We start from the raw sequence: 22,145 nt of genomic DNA, 5'->3' as shown, positions 1-22,145 counted from the left end.
TTTGTATCGACAAGGAATTAAGCGTCTGCGGAGCTATCTGAAGAATCGAATTCGTATGCTTTAGGATCACGTGCAGGAACAATCGTTGAGATTGCATGCTTATAAACCATTTGCGTCACATTACTGCGCAACAATACGACAAATTGATCGAATGAATCGATACGACCTTGTAGCTTAACGCCGTTTACCAAATAAATGGCTACGCTGATTTTTTCTTTTCTAAGCGCATTTAGGTACGGGTCTTGAATCGGCAAAGCTTTGGTCACTTTTTTATTCTCCATGATTATTCCTTGTTTTCAGAGTTTTCTTGCATTATATATTGTTTGTATTTTATTTTCCGCCATGCGCGAATCCGTTCATTTAGAGGATTTGCGCAGATAGCTTGCAAAATCATAACATATCGGAATTGCAAAGGTAAACAGCAATCCCTTATAGACTAAATATAGATTCAAGCCTAAACCAAACATCCACTAAATGGAATTTTTCAATAACTGACAGGTTTCCGCTATTTGCTGTTCCAACGTTACCTCAAATGGGTCTAGCGTCAAATCAACCACTTCTTTTCTTAGCCATGTAATCTGGCGCTTTGCGAGCTGCCTAGTCGCCACAATAGCTTTATCGACAAATGTCTGATACCCATACTCACCATGATAGAAAGGCCAAGCCTGACGATAACCCACACTTCTCACTGATGGCAAGTCGGCATGAATAGAAGGAATCTGAAATAGGCACCCAGCCTCTGCCAAAAAGCCTTGACCAATCATATGTTGGAAACGAACTGCGATCTGCTCATGCAATTTAGCGCGGTCTTCTACCATCAAAGCAACCTTGACGAGATGAAATGCGGTCAACCCTTCGCTCTGTTCTGTTCTTTGGAGTTCGCTCAATGGCTTACCGGTCAACTCATAAACTTCCAGCGCACGCGTTAATCGCTGAGAGTCATTAGCATGAATTCTCTCTGCCGCTTCAGGATCAACCTCAGCTAGCCTTGCGTGCATTTCTTCTGGATTTGCTTCCCATGCTTTAAACAGTTTCTCTCGTAATGCTTCATCTGCCGACGGTAGCTTTGCCATACCTTTCTGCAACGCATTGAAGTACATCATCGTACCGCCTACCAGCAAAGGCACCCGCCCTCGCGAGAAGATTTCTGGAACAAGGCGATGAACGTCCGCAACAAAATCTGCGGCAGAGTAACTTTCGGTAGGTTCCATAATATCAATCAAATGATGAGGAACTTGTTGCAACTCCTCTGCCGTCGGTTTGGCGGTACCAATGTTCATTCCTCGGTAAATCAACGCCGAATCCACACTAATGATTTCAACAGGCAAATATTCCGCTAATGCCATAGAAAGACGACTTTTGCCAGATGCTGTCGGCCCCATAATTGCCAAACACTGCTTATTTGCAATCAGTGACGCGACTTCTTCAGGTGAAAATTTCATCTCCTTACTGCCCTCTCATGAAAAGTGAGTCCAACTGTTCCATAGAAAGCTGCACCCAAGTCGGGCGGCCATGATTACATTGTGCCGATGCTTCTGTTGCTTCCATATCCCTTAATAATGCATTCATTTCTTCAAGAGTTAATTGTCTATTCGCCCTAACGGAACCATGACACGCCATAGTCGACAAAATCGCATTGATTTTCTCCTCCACAGCCTGAGACTCTCCCACCACCGCAAAATCTGCAATCATGTCATGAATCAAATTTGTCACATCCGATTTTGCCAACAACGCCGGCACGGCCGTTACTTTCAACTGCTCAGGACCAAACGGTTCCATCTCAAAACCTAAACGCTGAAAATCCGCTTCAAAAGCCTGCCAAGTCTTTAATTGAGAGCTTTCCATCGCAATCACAATCGGTACCAACAACGGCTGCGAAATCAGACGGTCCACTTCCCACTGTTTTTTCATACGCTCATAGACAATACGCTCGTGTGCAGCGTGCATATCTACCAACACCAAACCCTGCGCATTTTCAGCAAGGATAAAGACCCCTTTTATTTGTGCTTTTGCATAACCCAGCACATGAGGTGTTTGTGCATTATTTCTAGACTTTGCTTGAGGTTCATGACCGCTCGCCACTTCCGAAAATGCAGACGAATAGTTTGGCTGATAATTCGCCTTGGACTCAAATACAGATTTGGATTCAAAAACATTTTGCTCATTTGCCACCGGTGCAGAGTCATAACTTTGAAACGACATGGAAGCTTGATAACCCTGCTCTTTTACCGCGTCCTGAGGCATATTCAAAGGCTTACCCGGAGCGTTACCGACACCTACAGGTTTGGTCACAACTTCACGAACCGACCGACGTAAGAAGTCATATACCCAACGCCCATTGGCAAAACGCACTTCGTACTTAGCTGGATGGACGTTGACATCCACCATGTCGAAAGGAATTTCAACGAACAACAAATATGCCGGATGACGGCCATGATAAAGTACATCTGCATAGGCTTGCTTCACGGCATGAGACAACAACCTGTCGCGAACGATACGACCGTTCACAAACAAATATTGCATATCGGTCTGCGCACGGTTAAAAGTGGGATAACCCACCCAACCGCTCAATCGAATATCTTGCGCTTCAAAATCCACATCAAAACTCTGCTCAACAAACGGCGCACCCATCAAATGCTTCAACCGAACTTTTAAAGCCGGCAAATCTTCTGCCGCCTGCACTTGGCGAACAACGCTGTTGTTATGCGCTAGCTTCATTGACACATCAGGGCGACTGAGCATCACTCGCTTGACCAACTCGTCAATATGTGAGAACTCGGTTCTCGGGGTTCTCAGGAATTTTTTACGTGCAGGCGTATTGAAAAACAAATCACAAACTTCAATACAGGTTCCAACTGGGTGCGCCGCAGGTTGGATATCTTGCCAACCAGATTCACCTTCCCCAACCAATTTCCAAGCGTGCTTATCTTGATAATGACAGGTCGTTAAAGTAAACCGAGAAACAGAGCTGATACTCGCCAAGGCTTCGCCACGAAACCCCAAAGTAGAAACAGCAGACAAATCTTCGTAATTGGCGATTTTACTGGTGGCATGTCTGCTTACCGCCAACATCATTTGTTCCTTGCGGATACCACAACCGTTATCCACTACGGTAATACGTTTTTCGCCACCCTCTTCGATGTAAATTTCGACGTAATCTGCCCCCGAATCGAGTGCATTCTCCAACAACTCTTTTACCACTGAAGCGGGTCTTTCAACCACTTCACCGGCAGCAATTTGATCTGCCAAATGGTTAGGTAAAAGCGCAATTTCTCTATCAAATGATCGTGATGAGTGCATATCTAAAGCGTGAAGTGAGGATTCTTTTTGCAAAACGATTTAAGCCAAATTCAAAGTTAATGAAAGTCCAAAAGATGCAAGCAATTATACAGCTTCTAACCTTGAAATAATATGTGATTAGCTGCCTACCGCAATGCGGATACTTTTTCATGAGGCGAAAAAAAAGACCGATAAACGGTCTTTAATAAAGAACTCGATCAGGACAAATGATCGAGAAGCAAGACCTCGACGCCCCAAGGGGATGGGGTTAGCCGAGAATACTCAGGAGTTATTATTCTTACAACGAGGCAACAACGCTATCCGACACCGGAATACGCAATCTTCTGCCAACATAAAGCTGGTCGGCTTTTTTGATTTTGTTGATTCTCTTCAACTCACGCGTTGAAATCTTGTAGTTTGCGGCAATTTCAGACAATGTATCGCCACGCTGAACACGATAATGCAAATAAAGCTTTTCACCCCAACGTGGTTCATCGCCATTATTGCGAACGAACTTTGTCACACCCATAGCAATGGAGCGCGCCATTTTGTCTTGAAAACGATCATTCGTCAGCTTTCTTGCTTCTGATGGGTTAGAAACAAACGCTGTCTCAATCAACATTGAAGGCATATCGATTGACTTCAATACCGCAAAGTTTGCCGCCTGCACGCTATGCTTATGCAACTTGACCGAACGACCCATTGAACCCAGAACCGCTCTTGCCAATTTACGGCTTGCACGAATATTGGCTTCACGAGACAAGTCAGACAACACAAACGCCACGTCAGAATCACGTCCTTTCAACTTAATATCGTTCAAAGAGGCATTTTCAGACTTCGCAAGAATACGTGCCATCACCGAGCTTGCGCCACGAGTTGACAACACATAGACAGACCCCCCTCTCGCGCTTCTGTCAGGGAAAGAGTCCGCATGAATAGAAATGAAAATATCCGCATTCATCTTGTGCGCCAAACGCACACGTTTTGCTAACGGAATGAACACATCACGGTCACGCGTTAACACCGCATGCATACCCGGTTGATCGTCAATGTATTTTTTGAGTTTTTTCGCCATTGCCAACACGACATTCTTTTCATAGATGCCGTGAATCCCTATTGCACCAGTATCTTTACCACCATGTCCAGGATCAATCGCTACAATCAAATCTTTATTTTTTGGGTCAAACACCGAGCTTCCGGCATTCATCACATCTTGCGTGTTTTGTTCTTCAGCAATATCTCTTGCCTTAGGATTCAGTTGTTTTTTGTTCTCAGCTACCTGAACCTTCGGCTTGGCAACGGCTGGTTTAGCTTTCACAACATCCTTTTTGACGGCAACCTTGATCGGTTTAGCAGGCTTAGAAACAGTTTTTACTTTCGCTACCTGCTTAACTTGAGGTTTTTTGACAGGCTTAACTTGTTTTTTAACGGCAAGGGTTTTAGCTTCTGCTTTTTTTACCGGTTTTGCTTTTGCAACGACTCTTTTAGCCAAAGTCTTGGTGACATCTACCACTACTCGTTCCGCGCCTGATTTGTTTTTACCAAGCGTAAAATAGCTGTACTCGTAATTTTTTCTTAAATCCAATACCACTCGAACCTTGGATTTTTTGTCATAAAGACGAATTGATCCCAATCTTGGATCAAGAAACTTCATTTTTTTGAAGCTGACATCGTTTTTTGCTTTGTAGAAATCTACGACGATACGGGAAGGATTTTCCAACTTCCTGATTTTGAAGGAATGATTGTGTTTGATATCGAAGACAATGCGCGTTTTTTCATTGGTCTGCCCCACGCGAATCTTCGACAACGTTGCCGCTGCCATGGCGTTTGACGTATAAACCAATGCCAAAAACATAATCAGCATCGCGATAAAAGATGACTTTCCGTGTGACTGCATTTTTCTGGTCATGGCATTACCCATCGTTTTTCCATATTACTTCATTCAACACCTTGTGAACCAAATACCATGCCAGAATTGTTCATCAATTCCGCCAGATTTTTGACAAGACGTCCACCTGTATCCGTTACTGGGGTGATCGTAAAGAGCCGCCCCGCCTCGTGTTTATTATCGTCGTCAACTTCAGTTGCATGCTGCAATTGCACAACAAGATCCGCACCTTGCAAAACACCTTCTCCTTTTGACGGCCATTCCACCAAAGAAAGAAAGTGGGTTTTCAATAAATCTCGAATTCCTAAAAACTCAAGTTCTTCCGGGTCACAAAGTCGATACAAATCAAAATGATGTATCTCCCCCAAAGGGCCTTCGTAAGTTTCTACCAGCGTGTAAGTCGGACTTTTCACTTTTTGTCCAGGTAGAAAACTTTGTATCAATGCTCTGGAAAAAAAAGATTTTCCTGCACCAAGATTCCCTTCCAGATAAATCACTAAACCATCGCTAATCTGAGTATCTACCCAACCTGGCAGATTTTTCAATTCTTGCGTATGTTGGGTTGCCAGTATTTGCAACGACTCCGCAAACAACTTTGCCAATTTCTCGGTTGCCGATTCATCATCAAGGCGTCCGGTTAAATTTTTTATCAATGCTTGCTCGGGTGTTTGCATATTTAAATCGTCGTGTATTTTCACAGAATTCTCCCTGCAAAATCCCCATCAAAAACAAGGCTAAATGACTTAATACGCCATCTGAATGCAGAAAAATTCAATAAATACAACAAAGTAGCTACTCTGAACCACTCCGTTTAAATTCTAGTTTTATAGTTATTTCAATGAATTACGTATCATTCTATAGAAATTGTATAAAAAAGAAAGCCTAAAATGAACAAAATTTTATTTATGATGCTTTTTTGCAACACACAATCCTTCATTCAATGATCCTCAAACACGTTAAAATGAGCGCAATACTTAGCGCTACAGAGAAAACATTTGCAAACCATCACTCACACCCAATTAGTGACCAAAATAAAAGACTGGGGGAAAACCTTAGGGTTTGCGGATGTCGGTATCACGTCAATCGACCTGTCTGATTATGAAGCGACCTACTTCAATTGGCTGGGAGAAAACTTCCATGGTGAGATGCAATATATGGCCGCACACGGCACGAAACGCACTCGCCCTTCTGAGCTTGTGCCGGGTACACAATCCATTATCAGTGTCCGGATGAACTACTACGATGCCGACGCCCATTCGCCTATTGAACAATTGCAAACCAATGACAAAGCCTATGTCTCTCGCTATGCGCTGAATAAGGATTACCACAAGCTCATGCGCAAGCGCTTGCAACAGCTAGCCAGTAAAATCCAACAAGAGGTGCCGGACTTTACTTACCGAGCCTTTGCTGACTCGGCTCCCGTGCTTGAGCGCCCCATCGCTCAACAGGCAGGGCTGGGTTTTATCGGCAAGAACAGTTTGATTATCCACCCCCACGCTGGCTCTTGGTTTTTTCTGGGCGAACTTTATTGCAACCTTGACCTGCCAGCAGACCCGCCTTTTGAAAAACAAGGCTGCGGTCCTTGCATCGCTTGCATTGACGAATGCCCAACGCAAGCGATACTGCCTAACAACCAAGTCGATGCCCGCCGCTGCATCTCTTACTTGACCATAGAACACCAAGGTTCTATTGATGAAGCATTGCGCCCGCTGATCGGCAATCGTATTTATGGGTGTGATGACTGTCAATTGGTTTGCCCTTGGAATAAGTTCACCGACCCCACAACCGAAGATGCTTTTAAAGCCAAGCAAATCAAGGCAAAACATCCACTGGATGCTGCAACACTTCTGACATTACTGAGCTGGACTGAAGAAGAGTTTTTAAATCACTTTGAAGGGTCACCCATCAGACGGATTGGGTTTGCACTTTGGCAAAGAAACTTGTGTATTGCGATTGGCAATGACGACTACCGACCACAAAACATCGAAGCGCTATCGGCCTTAAAAACAGATTCAGAACTGGTACAAGAACACAGAGACTGGGCGATTACCCAGCAAACACAAAAGAAACAGCAACAGGCACAAACGCAAAAATCTGCCAGGTTGGGGGTATTTACCCAGCAAGGTAAGCCAGCTGTCGCCCCCAAGTATTACCTGCCGAAAAAGCCTCGCTAAGCTTAGCCCTCACAGCCCGACTTGGGAAGAAAACGATACTTTGCGCATCTTGACATAAACCGTCAGCAACAATGAATACACAAAGGTCGTTAAGATAATATTGCCGAGAATAATCGCTGTGAATAAATCTTTATAGGCAAAAGTTTCCGGCAACATATGCACCATCAAAATAGACAACCCGCCTTTTACCCCGGCAAACGTCAGCACCACCCACCAGTCGAAGGAAATGGTTTTCATCGACTCAATTCGGTGAGAAGTGTTTTTGAATCGCCACATCATCAATGCGCGGATCAAGCTGGTTGCAACAAATACCGCAAGAATCTCTTTCCAGTAGCCCAACAAACAATGCAAATCAATAATCTCACCGATAGAGATATATAACAGCACGTTTGCCAACAACGCGGCAAACCCCAAGAACTGCACAATAGATGGATGATTTTGATAAGTGTCGTTCAAGTGCGAGAACAGTTTATGCCGCAACCCCGGACGATTTGCATGAATGTTCAAACGAGAGTCTTCCGACAAAATCGCGGCGTTCATCACCACCATCGACACCACCAGCGAGAAGATTGCCGCCACCTCAAAATACTCAGCAAACTCAAATGACAAATAGGCGACCAACAAAATAATGGCGGTTTCCGTCTGCGCACCATTAGAAAGTTTAAGCAATAAGATACCCACCACGCCGACAACCAACCCCACCAAAAATGACGTAATGATTGTCACCACCGAGAACACCAGCACTTCGCCTGCCGTCATTGGCTGTGCCAACATGGTTAACGCAATACCAAAAATCACAAAGGCTGTGGCATCGTTGAACAAAGATTCGGATTCGGCAATGAACTTCAAATGATTCGGCAACCGAAAATTGCTGAACACGGCGGAAACGGTCACCGGATCGGTCGCCACCACCATTGCCATCAACGCCACCATGGCAGGAATGCTCAAATCATAATGGGGTAAAATATAGGCCTTGAGCACCACCCCTAAAATCACCGATGCAACCACCACAACACCAGCGGTCAACACCACACTCAGCCAGTTTTTCTTAAGCTGGTCCGGTTTAAGATTGAGTACATCAGAAGAAATCAGCAGCGGCAACATCAGCATCAGCATGGAGTCAAAAGTCGAACCTTTCAGTTCTATGTGATAGCCAAACACCGCAAACAGCAAAACCACGGAAATCAAAGTCACTGGCAGAGGAATCTTGAGGCGCTCTTGCGCCACCATCGATAACACCATAAGCCCAATCACGATTAGGCCGATTTCAAGAAATCCCATAACTTACCTTGATTTTATTTTGAAAACTTAAGATAAATTTCAAGCCTTAAACAGCTTAAAAACTTAAAGACGGTCGAAGATCGAGCCTTGAGATGCCGTAAAGAACTTCTCATACAAGCGCGAGGCATAAGTATTGGTCATGCCCGCGATATAGTCGGAAATGACTCTTTGCTGCGCCCTTTCAGACTCTGCACGTTGATATTTTTCATAGGTATTGCGCGGCAGCAAGGCTTCCGGGTTGGCGCGTAACGACTTGAACAGGTCAAGCACAATCAACTGCCCCTTATACTCCATACCTTTGACTTCCGGCAAAGTAATGACATGCACGTAAACGAATTTTTTTAACAGCTCCAATACCGCCATTTCCGCTTCACCCAATCTAGCCTGATAGCGCAACAATGGGTGCTCGAAAATCTCATTTTCATCGACAAAAATACTTTCGACCATAATCCCCACCATTTTACTGATGGCGTGTTTACGGTCTTTGGAACGCGGGCTGAACAACATGGTCGTCATCTCATCCCCCCAAAGTGCATAGCGTTTGAAGACCTCGCTTTCCATGACTTCTGTCTGCCATAGATCACGAAGCACCATCCCCATCGCTACCGCATCTTCCAAATCATGGATGCCATAAGCAATATCGTCCGCCAACTCCATAATGGTGGTGTCGAACGCTTTATACTGTGTTTTATGGAAATCATTTTGAAAATGGTTTTCGTTGGAAACCAATTTCGTGAAAAGTTCTTTATCCTTATCCGAAAACAAGCCCAGCACCCACTCGAACTGCTCACGTTCTTCTTGGTACACACTCGCTTTCGGCGGGTACCAACGGCTCATATCCAGGGTACGGAAATCAAACGCATCCGCCTGATGAATGCGTGCTTGATAATCGATGCTTTGTGTGACCACTTCGTCATAGATGGCAGGATATTTCAGTACACCCAAAGTCGCACGGCGAGACAGGTCAATACCGTTTTTCGGCGTATACTCCCCCAATCGGGAAAGGATGCGCAAGGTCTGAGCATTGCCCTCAAAGCCGCCATGTTTACGCATCATATAGTTCAACGCCACTTCACCACCGTGTCCATAAGGTGGATGCCCTAAGTCGTGCGCCAGACAAATCGCCTCAATCAAATAAAACGATGGCAACCAATCCATATAGGCTTTACCGTCACCCACCGTAATCAACTGCTCCACCAAACCGGAACCGATTTGCGCCACTTCCATCGAATGCGTCAAACGCGTGCGATAAAAGTCGGACTCATTCAAACCGAAAATCTGCGTCTTCGCCTGCAAGCGACGAAACGCCGCCGAGTGAATCACTCGCGCTCTGTCTCGTTGATAAACGATACGCGCAGGACGGGATTCCTCGTTATCCAAAAAGTTGGTATAACGCTGTGTCCAATCAAGCTCTTGTTCGTGTGCGGAAATTGTCACGGATGTTCCTTTCTTCCAAAGGGTCGGTGTTGCGAAATTAAAGTATGCCAAGCATTTGTGCGTTCATCATACCGATTTTACGGTCATTCACCAAAAACTTCATACTTTGACGCAGGCTATCTTTCCTCAAACCCTCTGCCAGATTGACGATTAACGAAAATTTCATTCAAAAATCTGCCAGGTTGGGGTAAACCATGTTTAAATAAAAACTCAAATGTCTTTAGAACATTTTCACATAAAATAAAAATAGAGTCTTAAACACGCATTCATGATGGATATAGGAGATTTCTCATGAAAACAGCAGTACTCGGTCTATTCTCTTTTTTAATGCTGACGATCACTTTGGCATCCCTCTCGGGTTGCGAAAGTAAAGAATACACGGACTGTAAAAATAGAGCCAGCACCTTATGGGACAACACGCAAGGTGGTGACCCGCACAAAAATGATGCCTACTGGGCAGCCATCAAAAATTGTAAAGAAAAATACCACTAAGACTACAAAATAATCAAGCGAACCTATGTATCACAGCGAGAAATTCAACAGCATCTCCCACCTTGTCGGTACCGTACTTGCCTTAATGGCATTTGGTTCGCTGATTACTGTCGCTGTTCAACAACAAAGCATTCCCTTATTCATTGGCTTTCTCACTTTTGGTTTAACCTTGGTTTTGCTCTACAGCTTTTCCACGCTTTACCATAGCTTCAAACATCCTTTAGCCAAACGCATTTTCCAAAAACTCGACCATATTTCCATCTACCTGCTCATTGCCGGTACCTATACCCCTTTTACGCTGGTAACGCTCTATGGCAGTGGCGGCATTTGGCTACTTGTAGCTGTCTGGTCACTCGCCGCTATCGGCATCACGCTGGAGTTGGTGATTAAAAACCGCATCGAGTGGCTACAACTCGGCATTTACCTCATTATGGGTTGGCTGGTTGTTTTCGACTTCGGCGCACTCAAAGCCGCCCTGCCAACTGCCGGCATCTGGTGGCTTACCGCAGGCGGCCTCGCCTATACCATCGGCATTATCTTCTATGTGTTGGACGACAAAAACCTACTCAAACACGCCCACGGCATTTGGCACCTGTTTGTCATTGGCGGCTCCTTCTGTCATTTCATCACCGTTATCGCTTACGTTAGATAATTCTGCGTGCTAAAATACCCCATTCCAAAACGGGGTTATTTCTGATCTCCAACCCTGTTATTTAACCTGTTACTTTAGAAATTAATTTAAAAACGAAAAGAGTCTTTCCTTAGAATGAAAACCTCAAACTTATTGCTCGCCACCACTCGTGAAACCCCAGCCGACGCCGTTGTTATCAGCCACCAATTGATGTTACGTGCAGGTTTGATTCGCCCGCTTGCCGGCGGTCTATACAACTGGCTACCGCTAGGCTTGAAAGTGCTGCGTAAAGTCGAGCAAATCGTCCGTGAGGAAATGAATCGTTCCGGCGCGCAAGAGTTGTTGATGCCTGTCGTCCAACCGCTTGAACTATGGGAAGAATCCGGTCGTGCCCAAGACTACGGCCCAGAGTTGCTTCGTTTCAAAGACCGTCACGATCGTGACTTTGCATTAGGTCCAACCCACGAAGAAATCATCACTGATTTGGTTCGCAAGGAAATCCGCAGCTACAAACAACTGCCAGTGAATTTCTACCAAATCCAAACCAAATTCCGTGACGAGATTCGTCCACGTTTCGGTGTGATGCGTTCACGTGAGTTCATCATGAAAGACGCCTATTCTTTCCACATGGATCGTGACAGCCTGCAAGAAACCTATGACGAAATGTACGATGCCTACAACCGCATCTTCACTCGCCTAGGGCTAGATTTCCGTCCAGTACAGGCTGACACAGGTTCTATCGGTGGTGATGGTTCGCATGAGTTCCACGTATTGGCAGAGTCAGGTGAAGACGACATCGCCTTCTCTACCGAGTCAGACTTTGCCGCAAACGTTGAGTTGGCAGAAGCCCTAGCACCAAAAGGCGAGCGTGCCGCGCCAAGTGAAGAACTCACTAAAGTAGAAACCCCAAACAAACACAGCATTGAAGAAGTGTGTGACTTCCTACAACTTAAGAAAAAGAAAGTCCTAAAAACACTACTGGTTAAAGGCGCTACCGAAGCCGCACCTGTGGTTGCATTGGTTGTGCGTGGCGATCACGAATTAAACGAAATCAAAGCCGAGAAATTGGAATTGGTTGCAGAACCTTTCGAGATGGCGACGGATGAAGAAATCAAAGCGGCCGCAGGTTGTTCTGCTGGCTCTATCGGCCCGGTTGGTTTGAGCATTCCTGTTATTGTTGACCGCACAGCCGCCCATGCTAGTGACTTTGTTTGCGGTGCCAATGAAGACGGCTTCCATTTAACCGGAGCAAACTGGGACAGAGACGCTACCCCTACTTTGGTGGCAGACATTCGTAACGTCGTTAAAGGTGATCCAAGCCCATGTGGACAAGGGAAAATCGAAATCCGTCGTGGTATCGAAGTGGGTCATATCTTCCAATTGGGTAACAAATATTCCACAGCCTTGAACGCAACTGTATTGAATGAAAATAGTCGTGCGCAAGTATTGGAAATGGGCTGTTACGGTATCGGTGTCACCCGTGTGGTTGCCGCTGCCATCGAGCAAAACCATGATGATAAAGGGATTATCTGGCCGGAAGCACTAGCCCCTTTCCAAGTGTGCATCGTGCCAATGCAAATGCACAAATCACCGCGCGTAGCAGAAGCCGCAACCAAGATGTACAACGACCTTAAAGCCAAAGGCATTGAAGTGTTGTTTGACGACCGCAACGAACGCCCAGGTGTCATGTTTAACGATATGGAGTTGATTGGTATTCCTCACCGCATCGTCATTGGTGAACGCGGTTTGGATAAAGGCGAGATTGAATACAAATACCGCCGCGATGAAAATGCGCAAGATATTCCAGAAACGGAATTTATGGATTTCTTACTTGGAAAACTAAGCGGTAACTAAGAAAATAAAAGCGGCTCTTTAGCCGCTTTTTTGTTAAGTTCCTGAAAGAACCAAACATACTTTCCTAAATCATAACTTAACAAATATGAAGTTATTGGCTTCATATCACAATGGGAGGACTTCATGGCAGAAGAAACAAGTAAGGTACAAATAGCTATCGGTATTTTTTTATTGGCAGTATTTGGTGGAATAATTTATTGGCTTGTAGTTGCGCTCTGGAACTGGTTTACCTCATTGAATTCTGACCTAGCGGTTGGAATGCTAACTGCCTCCTCTACAATAATTGTCGCAACAATTACATTAGTACTTGGACGATATTTTGAACGTGTAAAAGAAACAGAAGCACACCTGCGCGCGCAAAAAATTGAAATGTATGATGCATTTTTAAAAGAGCTTTTTTCTATGATGCATGGAGAAGATGGGAGTGAAGATAAAGACTTGGTTCCATTTCTCCAAGAATGGCAAAGAAAGCTTGTTGTGTGGGGTGGCCCTGGTGTTCTAAAAAGCTTCATCGAATGGAAAGAATTTATGGCTTTTTCCGAACCATGCGCAAAAACGGTATTTCTTATGGGAGACTTTTTTAAAGAAATGAGAAAGGACATCGGCCTGTCAAATAAAGGACTTGATAGTGGACTTTTCTCTCACTTGATACTTCGCCATGCAAGTTTATTTTTAGCAGAAGCTAAAAAGAATCCTAAAATCACCTTAGCCGAACTTTCAAGAATAGAGGAAGAACTAGGTTTGGAATAAAAAAATATGAAATTATCTGGACCTAAACGAGATCTCAAAATAGCTGCTTTAGAAATTAACAAAATGAAGCAGACGGAAAGTTTTGATGAATTTCAAGAAAGCTGGGAAAACTTCTTATTTCGGATTGAACGTTCTTGGGAACTAACGGAAAGAAACTTAAAAAGTAATGAAGGTTTTACTCAATGGTACAAGCCATACACAATTTTGAGAAAGAAGGATCCACTGCTTGTTTTTCTTAAACAAGCAAGAAATTCCGAAATGCACTGCATTAGCTCGACCGTTACCAAACCATTAAAAATGGTAATAAAAGACAAAACAGGAAATGGTATTACTGTTAACTCAATATCATCAAAGCTTGAATCAGGAACTCTAACAATTAATATCGATAGCCCTGATATTTTTCCAAATGTATCTCTAGATGTAATTCCAACAAGCCCTCAATTAACCCGTTTTAAAAATAGAGGTAAATGGTACAACCCTCCATGGCATCACTTAAAAGTGAAAATTATGGACTTGCATCCGGTATCTATAGCTGAAATGGGGCTTACTTTCTACAAAGCTTACATTTCTGACGCAGAAATATTTCTTGAACAAAACAACTCCAATAAAACAAATTAGACCTATGCCTTTTAAATATAAAATGAAGTATATTCAGCTCTATCACATACTTTCGCATAACAACCATTATTCCACCGTAAGATAAGTCAAGTACGACACACTCTATATTGAGGGTTAAATGCCATGTCCAAAACTTTTACACCCAGAATGCTCTCTCTGATTACCGGGATTAGTTATTTCATTATTTTCTTTGCAGCGATATTTGCCAATTTCTTTGTGATTGAAGCGTTACTGAACAATCCTAAACAGGCGGTTCAAAGCTCCCCTCTTTTTATTAGAGCCGGCACCTTGGCGTTTATGATTACGGTGATTTTCGATATCGTCATTGCCTGGTCGCTTTATGAACTTTATAAAACGCATCCTTTATCTGGTTTAGCGGCGCTGTTTAGAATGGCGCATGCCATCATTATGGGTGTAGCAATCTCTGCCCTGCCATTCGTGTTCTCCTCAATTTCAGGTGAAGAAATCCTAAGGTATGTGAGTGTTTTCAACACCATTTGGCTGATTGGACTTTTCTTTTTTGGCGTGCATTTGATTTTATTGGGTAATATCATTGGTCGGCCTAAAATCATCGCAGTGTTTTTGGTGATCGCTGGCTTCATGTATATGCTGGATACTGCCGCACATTTCATGTTGTCTGATTATGAAACTTACGCCTCTATTTTCCTTGCACTGGTAGCCATTCCGAGTATTTTCGGTGAGATGTCTTTCGCAATCTGGCTGCTGATTAAAGGGGGCAAAAATGTGCAAAAGGCTAATGCCTATTAAATCAATGTAGTGAAATTGAACTGGTAAACGTAGGTTGTAAAAAATGTTGTTGTTTCTATGTGGGAAAATGGGCGCTGGTAAATCCACCAAGGCGGTTGAATTAGCAATCGACAGCAATGCGGTGCTTCTTTCAGAAGATGAGTGGCTTGAATCTTTATACCCCAACAAAATTCAAAGCTTGGAAGACTACGTAAAGTATTCGAATAGATTAAAACCTTTGGTAAAAGCCCTTGTACAAAATATGCTCAATACGGGCATGACCGTTGTGATGGATTTTCCTGCTAATACTACGAAACAGAGAGAGTGGTTCAAGAGTATATTTTCAGAAGTGGGTGCAGATCATAAACTGATTTACTTGGATGTACCCAATGAAGTCTGTTTAGCGCAGATTGCTAAAAGACGAATAGAACAGCCTCAACGAGCAGCAACAGACACGGAAGCTATGTTTGAACAGGTAACAAAGTATTTTGTTGCGCCAACTTCCAATGAGGGCTTTAATATAGTCACAACAATCAATGGCGTCTGCCCCCATTGATGCAAAACGATGGGATAAACCATGCCTGAGATTGAATTTTCAAAAGAAGAAACTGCCGTTATCATCAAAAAAATACAACTTTATTTTCGTGAAGAATTGAACCAAGATATAGGACAGTTTGATTCACAGTTTTTGCTGGATTTTTTCTCGGAAGAAATCGGCTCCTATTTTTATAATCGAGGCCTTTACGACGCGCAATCCATTCTTGAAAAAAGGCTGGATGATATTGGTAATGCCATTTACGAACTTGAAAAAACCACAGAATTTAGCAGATAACACTCGACCTAATCCATCAACCTATCTCTTTCCAGGAGGAACACGATGAAACCTGTCTCAATCGAAGCCATTCAAGTTCACGGATTGGTGGTTAGAACTCGAAATGTCGATGAAATGAACCCGGAAACCTCGAAAATTGCCCCTTTATGGCAACAGTTCTGGCAAGATGTTGCGCCATTACTGGACGAACAAAAGTCACAGGTCTACGGTGTTTATTACGATTACGAGTCTGATGCCTCGGGCGAATTCAATGTGATGGCAGGTACTGACTTTTTGACTAACGACAATGCGTCTCTGAAACCCGTCACTATTGAAAAAGGCAACTATCTGGTTTTCGTAGGCAAAGGTGACATGCCGCAAACCGTTATCAACACCTGGGCCGATATATGGGCATATTTCTCTGCCGATAACTGTGAATATCAGCGTGCCTACACCACAGATTTTGAGCTTTGGAAAGGCGGTGATGAAGTTCACATCCACATTGCCGTGAAATAGTTCTCGCCAATAAAACAAGGAGCACCCAATGAGATGGAAAGGCATTCACCATGTTGAGTTTTCAGTACTTGAATATGATAAATCCATAGCGTTTTTCGACAAGCTCTTCGGTTGGCTCGGATACACCAGCTTCTGGACGCTAGATATCGGCTATCGTTCTACCTATTACATGGCACGTTTCCCTTTCTTTCACAGTTATATCGGCATCCAACCAGCCACTAGTGGAGAAAAACTCAAATCCGACGAGCACCAAACCGGCATTCACCACATTGCACTCTGGGCAAAAAACCGCAAGGAAATCGACCGTTTTTATCAGGATTTCTTACTGAAAAACAATATTACCGTCACCGATCCGCCAGCTGAGTATCCAATCTATACACCGGGTTATTATGCGGTGTTTTTCGACGACCCTTATACCGGCATTCATTTTGAATTGGCGCACACGCCTTTACTGCCTTCCATCGGCGCCTATCACCGCTGGATACAAATACTGAAAAACATTTGGACAAAACACCCGGAATGGAAGCAACCGCCTTGGAAAGAAGCCATGCGCAAACTACCGTCCAGAGATGAACAACCCTAAAGGCTCGCCCGGCCTAGATAATAGGAACAAATCATCGAGGTGAAAGTAAAATTAACTCTCCTCTTCTCCGCCCCTGTTAACTCTGAGAGATGTTACGATGATGGCTTCGGTATAATTGCAGGAAAAAATGGAAATAATTCTTCTTAGACATGGAAAGCCCATTCTTCCATCACTTAATAAGCTCAATGCATCAGACTTCCAAAAATGGGTGCAGAAGTACAACGCTTCAGGCTTATGCCCTTCATCCACACCCTCTGAGGGGGCAGTGAACTATGCAAGTAGATGTAAAGCTATTGTGTGCAGTGAATTACCAAGATCAATAGAGTCTGCCATGGCATTAAATGCAGAAAAAATTGTGTTATCTGATGCCATTTTTAATGAAGCAGGTTTGCCAGTCGCTAATTGGTCTACATTGAAATTATCGCCAAAAATTTGGGCTGTTTTTTTCAGGGTTCTTTGGTTACTAGGTTATTCGAGAAATTCCGAGTCATTTAAAGAAGCAAAAACAAGAGCTGTTAATGCCGTCAAAAGACTTTTGGAATTAGCTGGCGAGCACGAACAGGTGTTATTTGTAGGTCATGGTGTTTATAACCGAATCTTAGCGAATGAATTAAAGCGAAACGGATGGGTAGGCCCAAAGAGTCTAAGTTCAAAGCACTGGAGCTATGGCGTTTATAAGCAGGAATAATCTTCAATGACAACAAATCAATGGTGTCAGAGTCAGATTAAATTCTTACCTATTGGATTTAAATAAAATAAAAATAACTTTCCCCATCTTTCTCATGTACAGAAAATACAAAACTTGCTTAGCTTGTTAACTGAAAAATCTCCCCCTCTTTCAGGAACTGTTTCCAAATTGTTAAATCCACCATTAATCATTCAATAATATTATTATTTTCTTTTATATAACAAAGATATAACGCATAAATTTATTCAATCAATTTGCCATTAGGATTATGTATATTATTAATAACCTACTTGAATAGTAGGAAATGCTAAACGAGAAAACTAATTGCGTATCACCAATTTGCACGATGCAAATAAAGGAGAAGTTTATGCCGCAAGTAATTTCATCTTCACACCTACATGACCATTATCTTGAAAACGGAGAACACCTGATTTCGCATGATGCGAAAGTCTCGGATATCGGGGTATGGTTGAAAAAAGCCTGGGACGATATTCCCAATGCGCCGAGAGAGTCTTTGTTCTACGGATTTGTAATGTGGTTCGCGATGTTTAGCGTTTTCCTCATGTTCCGACAACAAGCGGTGATGATATTCAAGTATGCGACCTTTTTTGTCATGCTGTCTCCTTTCTTAGCGACAGGGCTTTACTATATTGCTCAACAATTGGAGCAAGGCAAACGCCCTAGTTTGCGTGAATCTATCACTGCTTGGTGCAGCAACACCTCTGAAATTTGTTCTTTCGCTTTAGCACTGGGAATGATTACCGCAGCGTGGTCGCTAGCAACACCACTGATTGCAGCACTATCTCAAGCTGGCAGTCTGTTAATTATCAACCCTGATGAAGGCTTAATGGGCTTTTTAAAGTCTGAAGCAGGTCTGAACTTTTTGGTGTTCTTTATGATTGGTGCGGTGATTATCTCCGCCTTTGTATTTAGCATCAGCGTCATTACTCTGCCTTTACTGCTAAAAGACCCCAAAGTAGGCGTCATCAGCGCGATGATTTTAAGCTTTCAGGTCGTGATGGAAAACAAACTGGTGATGTTTGTCTGGGCGTTGACCATTGGCGCGTTCTTAACCTTAGGACTTGTCACCCTTGGGTTTGCAATGATTCTGATCATGCCCCTACTCGGTTATGCCAGCTGGCATGCGTTTAATCAACTAATCGAGTTCGATAACGCTTAATCATTCAAAACACTACGCGCCGCCATTACAGATGGTGGCGTGTTTTACCTCCACCACTTAAATTCCCCTCCCCCCAACCTGGCAGATTTTCACTAAATATTCGTTCACTATTTCACAAAGTTTTGATGAATGTTAATGAAAAGCTGACTGATCTCTGAAGATGCTGCCAACCCTATTTTCTGTATTTAAATTTGGCGTATAGTGAAAGTGAGTGAAAAACTTACTCGAGTTACTTTTTCTCATTTAATGCCACAAAATTCAGAGGTGACGTATGAAAACACAACTGATTGGAATATTGTTCGCAGCGGCCTTTAGTACGGCTGCTTTTGCAGGTGATGACTTAAGCTCATTTAACTTCCCAACACCGGACTCTGCCACAGGTGCCGGCTTTGAAAGCTGGGCTAAAGACGTTTTAAGATATGGAGGCCCGGGTGGAGGGGCACTTGCTGGCGAAGCCATCGCCTGGGTCAATAAAAGTAAACAGATCGATAAGTAATCAATAATTGGGGCTAGCGTAAAGTGAAATTCAACATTAATTGAATCACCCACTTTACGCTAACTCTAAACCAAACTCGCATTGCGCTAAACTATGCAAATCTAATAGTTTTTTATTGCAATGGTACCCAATGAATATCACCACATTTTCCAAACGCGTCGGATTAAGCCCTCATACCATTCGTTACTACGAAAAAATCGGTTTATTTAATCATGTTCAACGACTTGCAAATGGACACCGCCATTTCACTGAAAAAGATATAGAATGGGCTAAGTTCATCCAACGACTAAAAGAAACAGACATGCCCCTTGTTGAAATTCAGCAATATGCCAAATTGCGATCACAAGGAAATACCACTCTAGAATCCCGTCAAACATTGCTTGAGAATCACGCAAAAGCCCTTCAAACAAAATTAAACGCGCAGCAGCAACATCTAAAAAAGCTGAATGAAAAAATTGCTTTTTACAAAGCTCAAACTATCCTAGAAAATAACCATTGACTTAGAGTTAACTCTAAGAAGTAGACTGCTCCTGAATCAAAACAAAGGAGTATTCTAATGAAAAGCACGTCCAACGAACGATTTGAACGCGGTTTAAACAATCTCAATAAAATTGATGGTGAAGCAGGAATAAATGTCATCAATTCGCTCAAAAATATCTCACCTGATTTGGGGCAATACATTATTGAATTTGCATTTGGTGATATCTATAACCGCCCTGCTCTCGACTTAAAATCGCGTGAAATTGCAACAATTGCTGCGCTAACTACTTTAGGAAATGCAACTCCACAACTGAAAGTTCATATTAAAGCTGCTCTGAATATTGGCTGCACCCAGCAAGAAATTATTGAGGTTATTTTACAAATGTCCGTTTACGCAGGCTTCCCTGCTGCTTTGAATGGAACCTTTGCGGCTCAAGAAGTATTTGAAGAATGCAAATGAAGTTAGTCTTCAATAAATATAATCTTTATTTAACACTTATTTTTAAGCTCAAAACGCAACAACAGAGCAATCTATAAACGACTTCCCTCCCTAAAATACTGATGTTTTAAAAGTAATTTAGGGGTTATTCACCTTTTATAAAAGACCTGGCTTTTTCATAGGCTTCTTTAGAGTCTTCCTTTGCTTTTTCGTAGGCGTTTTTAGAATCTTTCCTGAATTTTTCTTTTGCGTCTTTGGCGTTATCCTTCCACTCCCCTTTGTGATCATCAATATAATCTCGGGTTGTATGATAGGCATCTTTGGATTCTTGCTTGATCTTTTGCTTAACTTCCTTGGCATCTTCAGCAATGCCTGCGTAGGCGTTAACACTTACTATAGCTAGAAAAACCGAAAGCAGCATAAAACCGTTTTTTTTCTTCAACATAGATACACCTTGTTTTTAATTTTGTTTGAGCAAGATGATACAGAGTATTGCTCAATATCTCTATAACCTCCTCACTCAAGGTTCAAGCACATCTCTAGCTTATCTCACGATTCTTTTTACCCCAACCTGGCAGAAATTTTACTTGTTAATTACCTGACAATCTTTATACTAACAAACGTTAGTTAGTTATATAAAAGGCACACTACTATGGATAGAGTTATGAACAAGGTTTGGGTTTACTGGTTTATCACCGATATTTTGCTGATATTGGATGTCGGCGGTTGGCACTATGGCTTGCCTTTGGCAACAGCGTTAACGGTGATACAAATTGTCCATTTTTATGCAGAGAGCAAATCATTATTGGCTTTTCCGGTACAGGTGCGCATCGCTTATACCCTGCTGCTGATTGCCTTCTGGGCACCAATGGTTTGGATACTGTATTTTGTGATTTTGGGCACAACTGCCATGGTGTTGTTTGATTACTGTTTCTTGGCGCGATTCATGTCTCTCATGCCGTGGAATCACAATGAACGCTATTCGCTTTCAATGATTTTTCGCACTTTTTTCAGCAAGCCTATCTCTGGTTCGGTGCAAAAAATTTAATTCTTCTCAAGGAGGCAACGATGTCTTGGTTTAAAAATACTTGGTTTAGAGATCCCAACGAGGAAGTTCTGTTTATCAACGACACGGCGGTGCGTATCCGCGCGGGAATGATGCTGGCGATTCCATTGTTTATGGCATTGACATTATTCGATGTCGCTTACACTTCGCCTTGGATTGTAAATGCAAACAGCATCGAAGACACTTATGAGGTGAATGATGCCTCTCAGATCATCTACTCGGGCGAAATGACCCGTCGCACTTATGATTACACAGTGCAAACGGCATTATTGTTCTATGGTTTGTTCGAGTTGCTTGCGGGAATGTTTGTCTGGACATCCCGCCTATCGCCCACCATTCACCTGTCAAACTACCTGGCGCGCAACAAGCGCGCGGAATGGAAGCCACTCACGCCAAAACGTTTTGCATGGAGTTTGGGCATTACCCTAGTGACATTGTGCTTGGTGTTTTTCAACCCGGATGTATTCGCCAATTGGGTCAATGCATTGTTTGGCGCCGAGCTGTTACCGACGACTTATAACTACATTCCCTATTGGTTTCCGGTGAACCTAGTTTGGGTTTGTATCGCACTCATGTGGTTTGAAGCTGTACTTGGCTTTTGTTTAGGTTGTAAAATACACAGTCTATTGGTTTGGATGGGCATTATCAAAGAACCCTGCTATGCTTGTCACAATATCGATTGGGATGAAATTAGACGTAAACACGAAGCGACATAATTTGAATCAACTTAATACA

Annotated in this window: 27 protein-coding genes; 18 read left to right on the top strand and 9 right to left on the bottom strand. The window is 43.1% G+C overall.

The window, feature by feature from the left end; all coding sequences use genetic code 11:
* Positions 1–17: 17 nt before the first annotated feature.
* The 5 genes from hfq to tsaE all read right to left on the bottom strand — a co-directional run bounded on the left by hfq (position 18) and on the right by tsaE (position 5,865).
* Positions 18–281: an RNA chaperone Hfq gene (hfq, locus tag F8R13_RS02390; protein ID WP_029908759.1), complete on the bottom strand. Its 264-nt coding sequence runs from the start codon at positions 279–281 to the stop codon at positions 18–20.
* Positions 282–470: 189 nt separating this feature from the next.
* Entirely contained in the window at positions 471–1,442 is a 972-nt protein-coding gene (gene miaA / locus F8R13_RS02385; protein WP_152831725.1) for a tRNA (adenosine(37)-N6)-dimethylallyltransferase MiaA, read from the bottom strand.
* A gap of 4 nt (positions 1,443–1,446) precedes the next feature.
* The gene (gene mutL / locus F8R13_RS02380; RefSeq protein WP_152831724.1) at positions 1,447–3,300 is read right to left on the bottom strand and encodes a DNA mismatch repair endonuclease MutL; all 1,854 of its coding nucleotides are present in this window, start codon (positions 3,298–3,300) and stop codon (positions 1,447–1,449) included.
* 277 nt (positions 3,301–3,577) lie between these two features.
* Positions 3,578–5,200, bottom strand: a complete 1,623-nt coding sequence (locus F8R13_RS02375; RefSeq protein WP_253806299.1) for an N-acetylmuramoyl-L-alanine amidase — start codon at positions 5,198–5,200, stop codon at positions 3,578–3,580.
* A gap of 17 nt (positions 5,201–5,217) precedes the next feature.
* The gene (tsaE, locus tag F8R13_RS02370) at positions 5,218–5,865 is read right to left on the bottom strand and encodes a tRNA (adenosine(37)-N6)-threonylcarbamoyltransferase complex ATPase subunit type 1 TsaE (RefSeq protein WP_371414877.1); all 648 of its coding nucleotides are present in this window, start codon (positions 5,863–5,865) and stop codon (positions 5,218–5,220) included.
* A gap of 297 nt (positions 5,866–6,162) precedes the next feature.
* Here tsaE and queG point away from each other — a divergent pair, with 297 nt between their 5' ends.
* Positions 6,163–7,341: a tRNA epoxyqueuosine(34) reductase QueG gene (gene queG, locus F8R13_RS02365; protein ID WP_152831723.1), complete on the top strand. Its 1,179-nt coding sequence runs from the start codon at positions 6,163–6,165 to the stop codon at positions 7,339–7,341.
* A gap of 9 nt (positions 7,342–7,350) precedes the next feature.
* On the opposite strand, the gene F8R13_RS02360 is transcribed toward queG, so the two are convergent.
* The 3 genes from F8R13_RS02360 to F8R13_RS11715 all read right to left on the bottom strand — a co-directional run bounded on the left by F8R13_RS02360 (position 7,351) and on the right by F8R13_RS11715 (position 10,225).
* Complete coding sequence (locus F8R13_RS02360) at positions 7,351–8,622, bottom strand: cation:proton antiporter (RefSeq protein ID WP_152831722.1); 1,272 nt, start codon at positions 8,620–8,622, stop codon at positions 7,351–7,353.
* 63 nt (positions 8,623–8,685) lie between these two features.
* Positions 8,686–10,002, bottom strand: a complete 1,317-nt coding sequence (locus F8R13_RS02355) for an anti-phage deoxyguanosine triphosphatase (protein ID WP_253806336.1) — start codon at positions 10,000–10,002, stop codon at positions 8,686–8,688.
* A 94-nt stretch (positions 10,003–10,096) separates the two neighbouring features.
* Positions 10,097–10,225, bottom strand: a complete 129-nt coding sequence (locus F8R13_RS11715) for a hypothetical protein (protein ID WP_256370029.1) — start codon at positions 10,223–10,225, stop codon at positions 10,097–10,099.
* Positions 10,226–10,350: 125 nt separating this feature from the next.
* On the opposite strand from F8R13_RS11715, the gene F8R13_RS02350 reads away from it, so the two are divergent.
* From F8R13_RS02350 to F8R13_RS02280, 15 genes are all read left to right on the top strand, one after another.
* Entirely contained in the window at positions 10,351–10,551 is a 201-nt protein-coding gene (locus F8R13_RS02350) for a hypothetical protein (RefSeq protein ID WP_152831720.1), read from the top strand.
* A gap of 25 nt (positions 10,552–10,576) precedes the next feature.
* Positions 10,577–11,203: a hemolysin III family protein gene (locus F8R13_RS02345; protein WP_152831719.1), complete on the top strand. Its 627-nt coding sequence runs from the start codon at positions 10,577–10,579 to the stop codon at positions 11,201–11,203.
* A 114-nt stretch (positions 11,204–11,317) separates the two neighbouring features.
* The gene (locus F8R13_RS02340) at positions 11,318–13,036 is read left to right on the top strand and encodes a proline--tRNA ligase (protein WP_152831718.1); all 1,719 of its coding nucleotides are present in this window, start codon (positions 11,318–11,320) and stop codon (positions 13,034–13,036) included.
* A gap of 123 nt (positions 13,037–13,159) precedes the next feature.
* On the top strand, positions 13,160–13,786 hold the full coding sequence (locus F8R13_RS02335) for a hypothetical protein (RefSeq protein WP_152831717.1): 627 nt from the start codon (positions 13,160–13,162) through the stop codon (positions 13,784–13,786).
* 6 nt (positions 13,787–13,792) lie between these two features.
* Positions 13,793–14,404, top strand: a complete 612-nt coding sequence (locus tag F8R13_RS02330; protein WP_152831716.1) for a hypothetical protein — start codon at positions 13,793–13,795, stop codon at positions 14,402–14,404.
* Positions 14,405–14,527: 123 nt separating this feature from the next.
* Positions 14,528–15,172 carry a DUF4386 domain-containing protein gene (locus F8R13_RS02325; RefSeq protein WP_152831715.1) on the top strand — a complete coding sequence of 215 codons (645 nt, stop codon included), beginning with the start codon at positions 14,528–14,530 and terminating at the stop codon, positions 15,170–15,172.
* Between the two features lie 43 nt (positions 15,173–15,215).
* The gene (locus tag F8R13_RS02320) at positions 15,216–15,707 is read left to right on the top strand and encodes an ATP-binding protein (RefSeq protein WP_152831714.1); all 492 of its coding nucleotides are present in this window, start codon (positions 15,216–15,218) and stop codon (positions 15,705–15,707) included.
* A 21-nt stretch (positions 15,708–15,728) separates the two neighbouring features.
* Positions 15,729–15,983: a DUF2164 domain-containing protein gene (locus F8R13_RS02315; RefSeq protein WP_152831713.1), complete on the top strand. Its 255-nt coding sequence runs from the start codon at positions 15,729–15,731 to the stop codon at positions 15,981–15,983.
* Between the two features lie 45 nt (positions 15,984–16,028).
* A complete protein-coding gene (locus F8R13_RS02310; protein WP_152831712.1) occupies positions 16,029–16,478 on the top strand; it encodes a GyrI-like domain-containing protein in 450 nt (149 codons plus the stop codon).
* Positions 16,479–16,506: 28 nt separating this feature from the next.
* Complete coding sequence (locus F8R13_RS02305) at positions 16,507–17,061, top strand: VOC family protein (RefSeq protein WP_152831711.1); 555 nt, start codon at positions 16,507–16,509, stop codon at positions 17,059–17,061.
* A gap of 127 nt (positions 17,062–17,188) precedes the next feature.
* Positions 17,189–17,749, top strand: a complete 561-nt coding sequence (locus F8R13_RS02300) for a histidine phosphatase family protein (RefSeq protein ID WP_152831710.1) — start codon at positions 17,189–17,191, stop codon at positions 17,747–17,749.
* A 367-nt stretch (positions 17,750–18,116) separates the two neighbouring features.
* Positions 18,117–18,929, top strand: a complete 813-nt coding sequence (locus F8R13_RS02295; protein WP_152831709.1) for a DUF2189 domain-containing protein — start codon at positions 18,117–18,119, stop codon at positions 18,927–18,929.
* Between the two features lie 271 nt (positions 18,930–19,200).
* Positions 19,201–19,425 carry a hypothetical protein gene (locus tag F8R13_RS02290; RefSeq protein ID WP_152831708.1) on the top strand — a complete coding sequence of 75 codons (225 nt, stop codon included), beginning with the start codon at positions 19,201–19,203 and terminating at the stop codon, positions 19,423–19,425.
* 130 nt (positions 19,426–19,555) lie between these two features.
* A complete protein-coding gene (locus tag F8R13_RS02285; protein ID WP_152831707.1) occupies positions 19,556–19,924 on the top strand; it encodes a MerR family transcriptional regulator in 369 nt (122 codons plus the stop codon).
* 57 nt (positions 19,925–19,981) lie between these two features.
* Positions 19,982–20,365, top strand: coding sequence for a carboxymuconolactone decarboxylase family protein (locus F8R13_RS02280; RefSeq protein ID WP_152831706.1), 384 nt, complete (start codon positions 19,982–19,984; stop codon positions 20,363–20,365).
* 124 nt (positions 20,366–20,489) lie between these two features.
* Here the strand turns inward: F8R13_RS02280 and F8R13_RS02275 are convergent, their stop codons facing one another.
* Positions 20,490–20,789, bottom strand: coding sequence for a hypothetical protein (locus tag F8R13_RS02275; protein ID WP_152831705.1), 300 nt, complete (start codon positions 20,787–20,789; stop codon positions 20,490–20,492).
* 207 nt (positions 20,790–20,996) lie between these two features.
* On the opposite strand from F8R13_RS02275, the gene F8R13_RS02270 reads away from it, so the two are divergent.
* Both F8R13_RS02270 and F8R13_RS02265 read left to right on the top strand, forming a co-directional pair.
* Positions 20,997–21,392 (top strand): hypothetical protein, encoded by a 396-nt coding sequence (locus F8R13_RS02270; RefSeq protein ID WP_152831704.1) that lies wholly within the window; start codon positions 20,997–20,999, stop codon positions 21,390–21,392.
* 20 nt (positions 21,393–21,412) lie between these two features.
* Entirely contained in the window at positions 21,413–22,126 is a 714-nt protein-coding gene (locus F8R13_RS02265; protein ID WP_152831703.1) for a DUF4395 domain-containing protein, read from the top strand.
* Positions 22,127–22,145: the final 19 nt, after the last annotated feature.

Source organism: Hydrogenovibrio sp. JE_KL2, from assembly GCF_009296185.1.
Lineage (GTDB): Bacteria > Pseudomonadota > Gammaproteobacteria > Thiomicrospirales > Thiomicrospiraceae > Hydrogenovibrio.
Note: the sequence above shows the minus strand (reverse complement) of the source record. Positions and strands in the feature narration are given on the sequence as shown.

Bases quoted from the DNA above. Each gene is read 5' to 3' on its own strand.
- hfq (WP_029908759.1), bottom strand. From the start codon at position 281: ATGGAGAATAAAAAAGTGACCAAAGCTTTGCCGATTCAAGACCCGTAC.
- miaA (WP_152831725.1), bottom strand. From the start codon at position 1,442: ATGAAATTTTCACCTGAAGAAGTCGCGTCACTGATTGCAAATAAGCAG.
- mutL (WP_152831724.1), bottom strand. From the start codon at position 3,300: ATGCACTCATCACGATCATTTGATAGAGAAATTGCGCTTTTACCTAAC.
- F8R13_RS02375 (WP_253806299.1), bottom strand. From the start codon at position 5,200: ATGGGTAATGCCATGACCAGAAAAATGCAGTCACACGGAAAGTCATCT.
- F8R13_RS02360 (WP_152831722.1), bottom strand. From the start codon at position 8,622: ATGGGATTTCTTGAAATCGGCCTAATCGTGATTGGGCTTATGGTGTTA.
- F8R13_RS11715 (WP_256370029.1), bottom strand. From the start codon at position 10,225: ATGAAATTTTCGTTAATCGTCAATCTGGCAGAGGGTTTGAGGAAAGAT.
- F8R13_RS02350 (WP_152831720.1), top strand. From the start codon at position 10,351: ATGAAAACAGCAGTACTCGGTCTATTCTCTTTTTTAATGCTGACGATC.
- F8R13_RS02345 (WP_152831719.1), top strand. From the start codon at position 10,577: ATGTATCACAGCGAGAAATTCAACAGCATCTCCCACCTTGTCGGTACC.
- F8R13_RS02340 (WP_152831718.1), top strand. From the start codon at position 11,318: ATGAAAACCTCAAACTTATTGCTCGCCACCACTCGTGAAACCCCAGCC.
- F8R13_RS02335 (WP_152831717.1), top strand. From the start codon at position 13,160: ATGGCAGAAGAAACAAGTAAGGTACAAATAGCTATCGGTATTTTTTTA.
- F8R13_RS02330 (WP_152831716.1), top strand. From the start codon at position 13,793: ATGAAATTATCTGGACCTAAACGAGATCTCAAAATAGCTGCTTTAGAA.
- F8R13_RS02325 (WP_152831715.1), top strand. From the start codon at position 14,528: ATGTCCAAAACTTTTACACCCAGAATGCTCTCTCTGATTACCGGGATT.
- F8R13_RS02320 (WP_152831714.1), top strand. From the start codon at position 15,216: ATGTTGTTGTTTCTATGTGGGAAAATGGGCGCTGGTAAATCCACCAAG.
- F8R13_RS02315 (WP_152831713.1), top strand. From the start codon at position 15,729: ATGCCTGAGATTGAATTTTCAAAAGAAGAAACTGCCGTTATCATCAAA.
- F8R13_RS02310 (WP_152831712.1), top strand. From the start codon at position 16,029: ATGAAACCTGTCTCAATCGAAGCCATTCAAGTTCACGGATTGGTGGTT.
- F8R13_RS02305 (WP_152831711.1), top strand. From the start codon at position 16,507: ATGAGATGGAAAGGCATTCACCATGTTGAGTTTTCAGTACTTGAATAT.
- F8R13_RS02300 (WP_152831710.1), top strand. From the start codon at position 17,189: ATGGAAATAATTCTTCTTAGACATGGAAAGCCCATTCTTCCATCACTT.
- F8R13_RS02295 (WP_152831709.1), top strand. From the start codon at position 18,117: ATGCCGCAAGTAATTTCATCTTCACACCTACATGACCATTATCTTGAA.
- F8R13_RS02290 (WP_152831708.1), top strand. From the start codon at position 19,201: ATGAAAACACAACTGATTGGAATATTGTTCGCAGCGGCCTTTAGTACG.
- F8R13_RS02285 (WP_152831707.1), top strand. From the start codon at position 19,556: ATGAATATCACCACATTTTCCAAACGCGTCGGATTAAGCCCTCATACC.
- F8R13_RS02280 (WP_152831706.1), top strand. From the start codon at position 19,982: ATGAAAAGCACGTCCAACGAACGATTTGAACGCGGTTTAAACAATCTC.
- F8R13_RS02275 (WP_152831705.1), bottom strand. From the start codon at position 20,789: ATGTTGAAGAAAAAAAACGGTTTTATGCTGCTTTCGGTTTTTCTAGCT.
- F8R13_RS02270 (WP_152831704.1), top strand. From the start codon at position 20,997: ATGGATAGAGTTATGAACAAGGTTTGGGTTTACTGGTTTATCACCGAT.
- F8R13_RS02265 (WP_152831703.1), top strand. From the start codon at position 21,413: ATGTCTTGGTTTAAAAATACTTGGTTTAGAGATCCCAACGAGGAAGTT.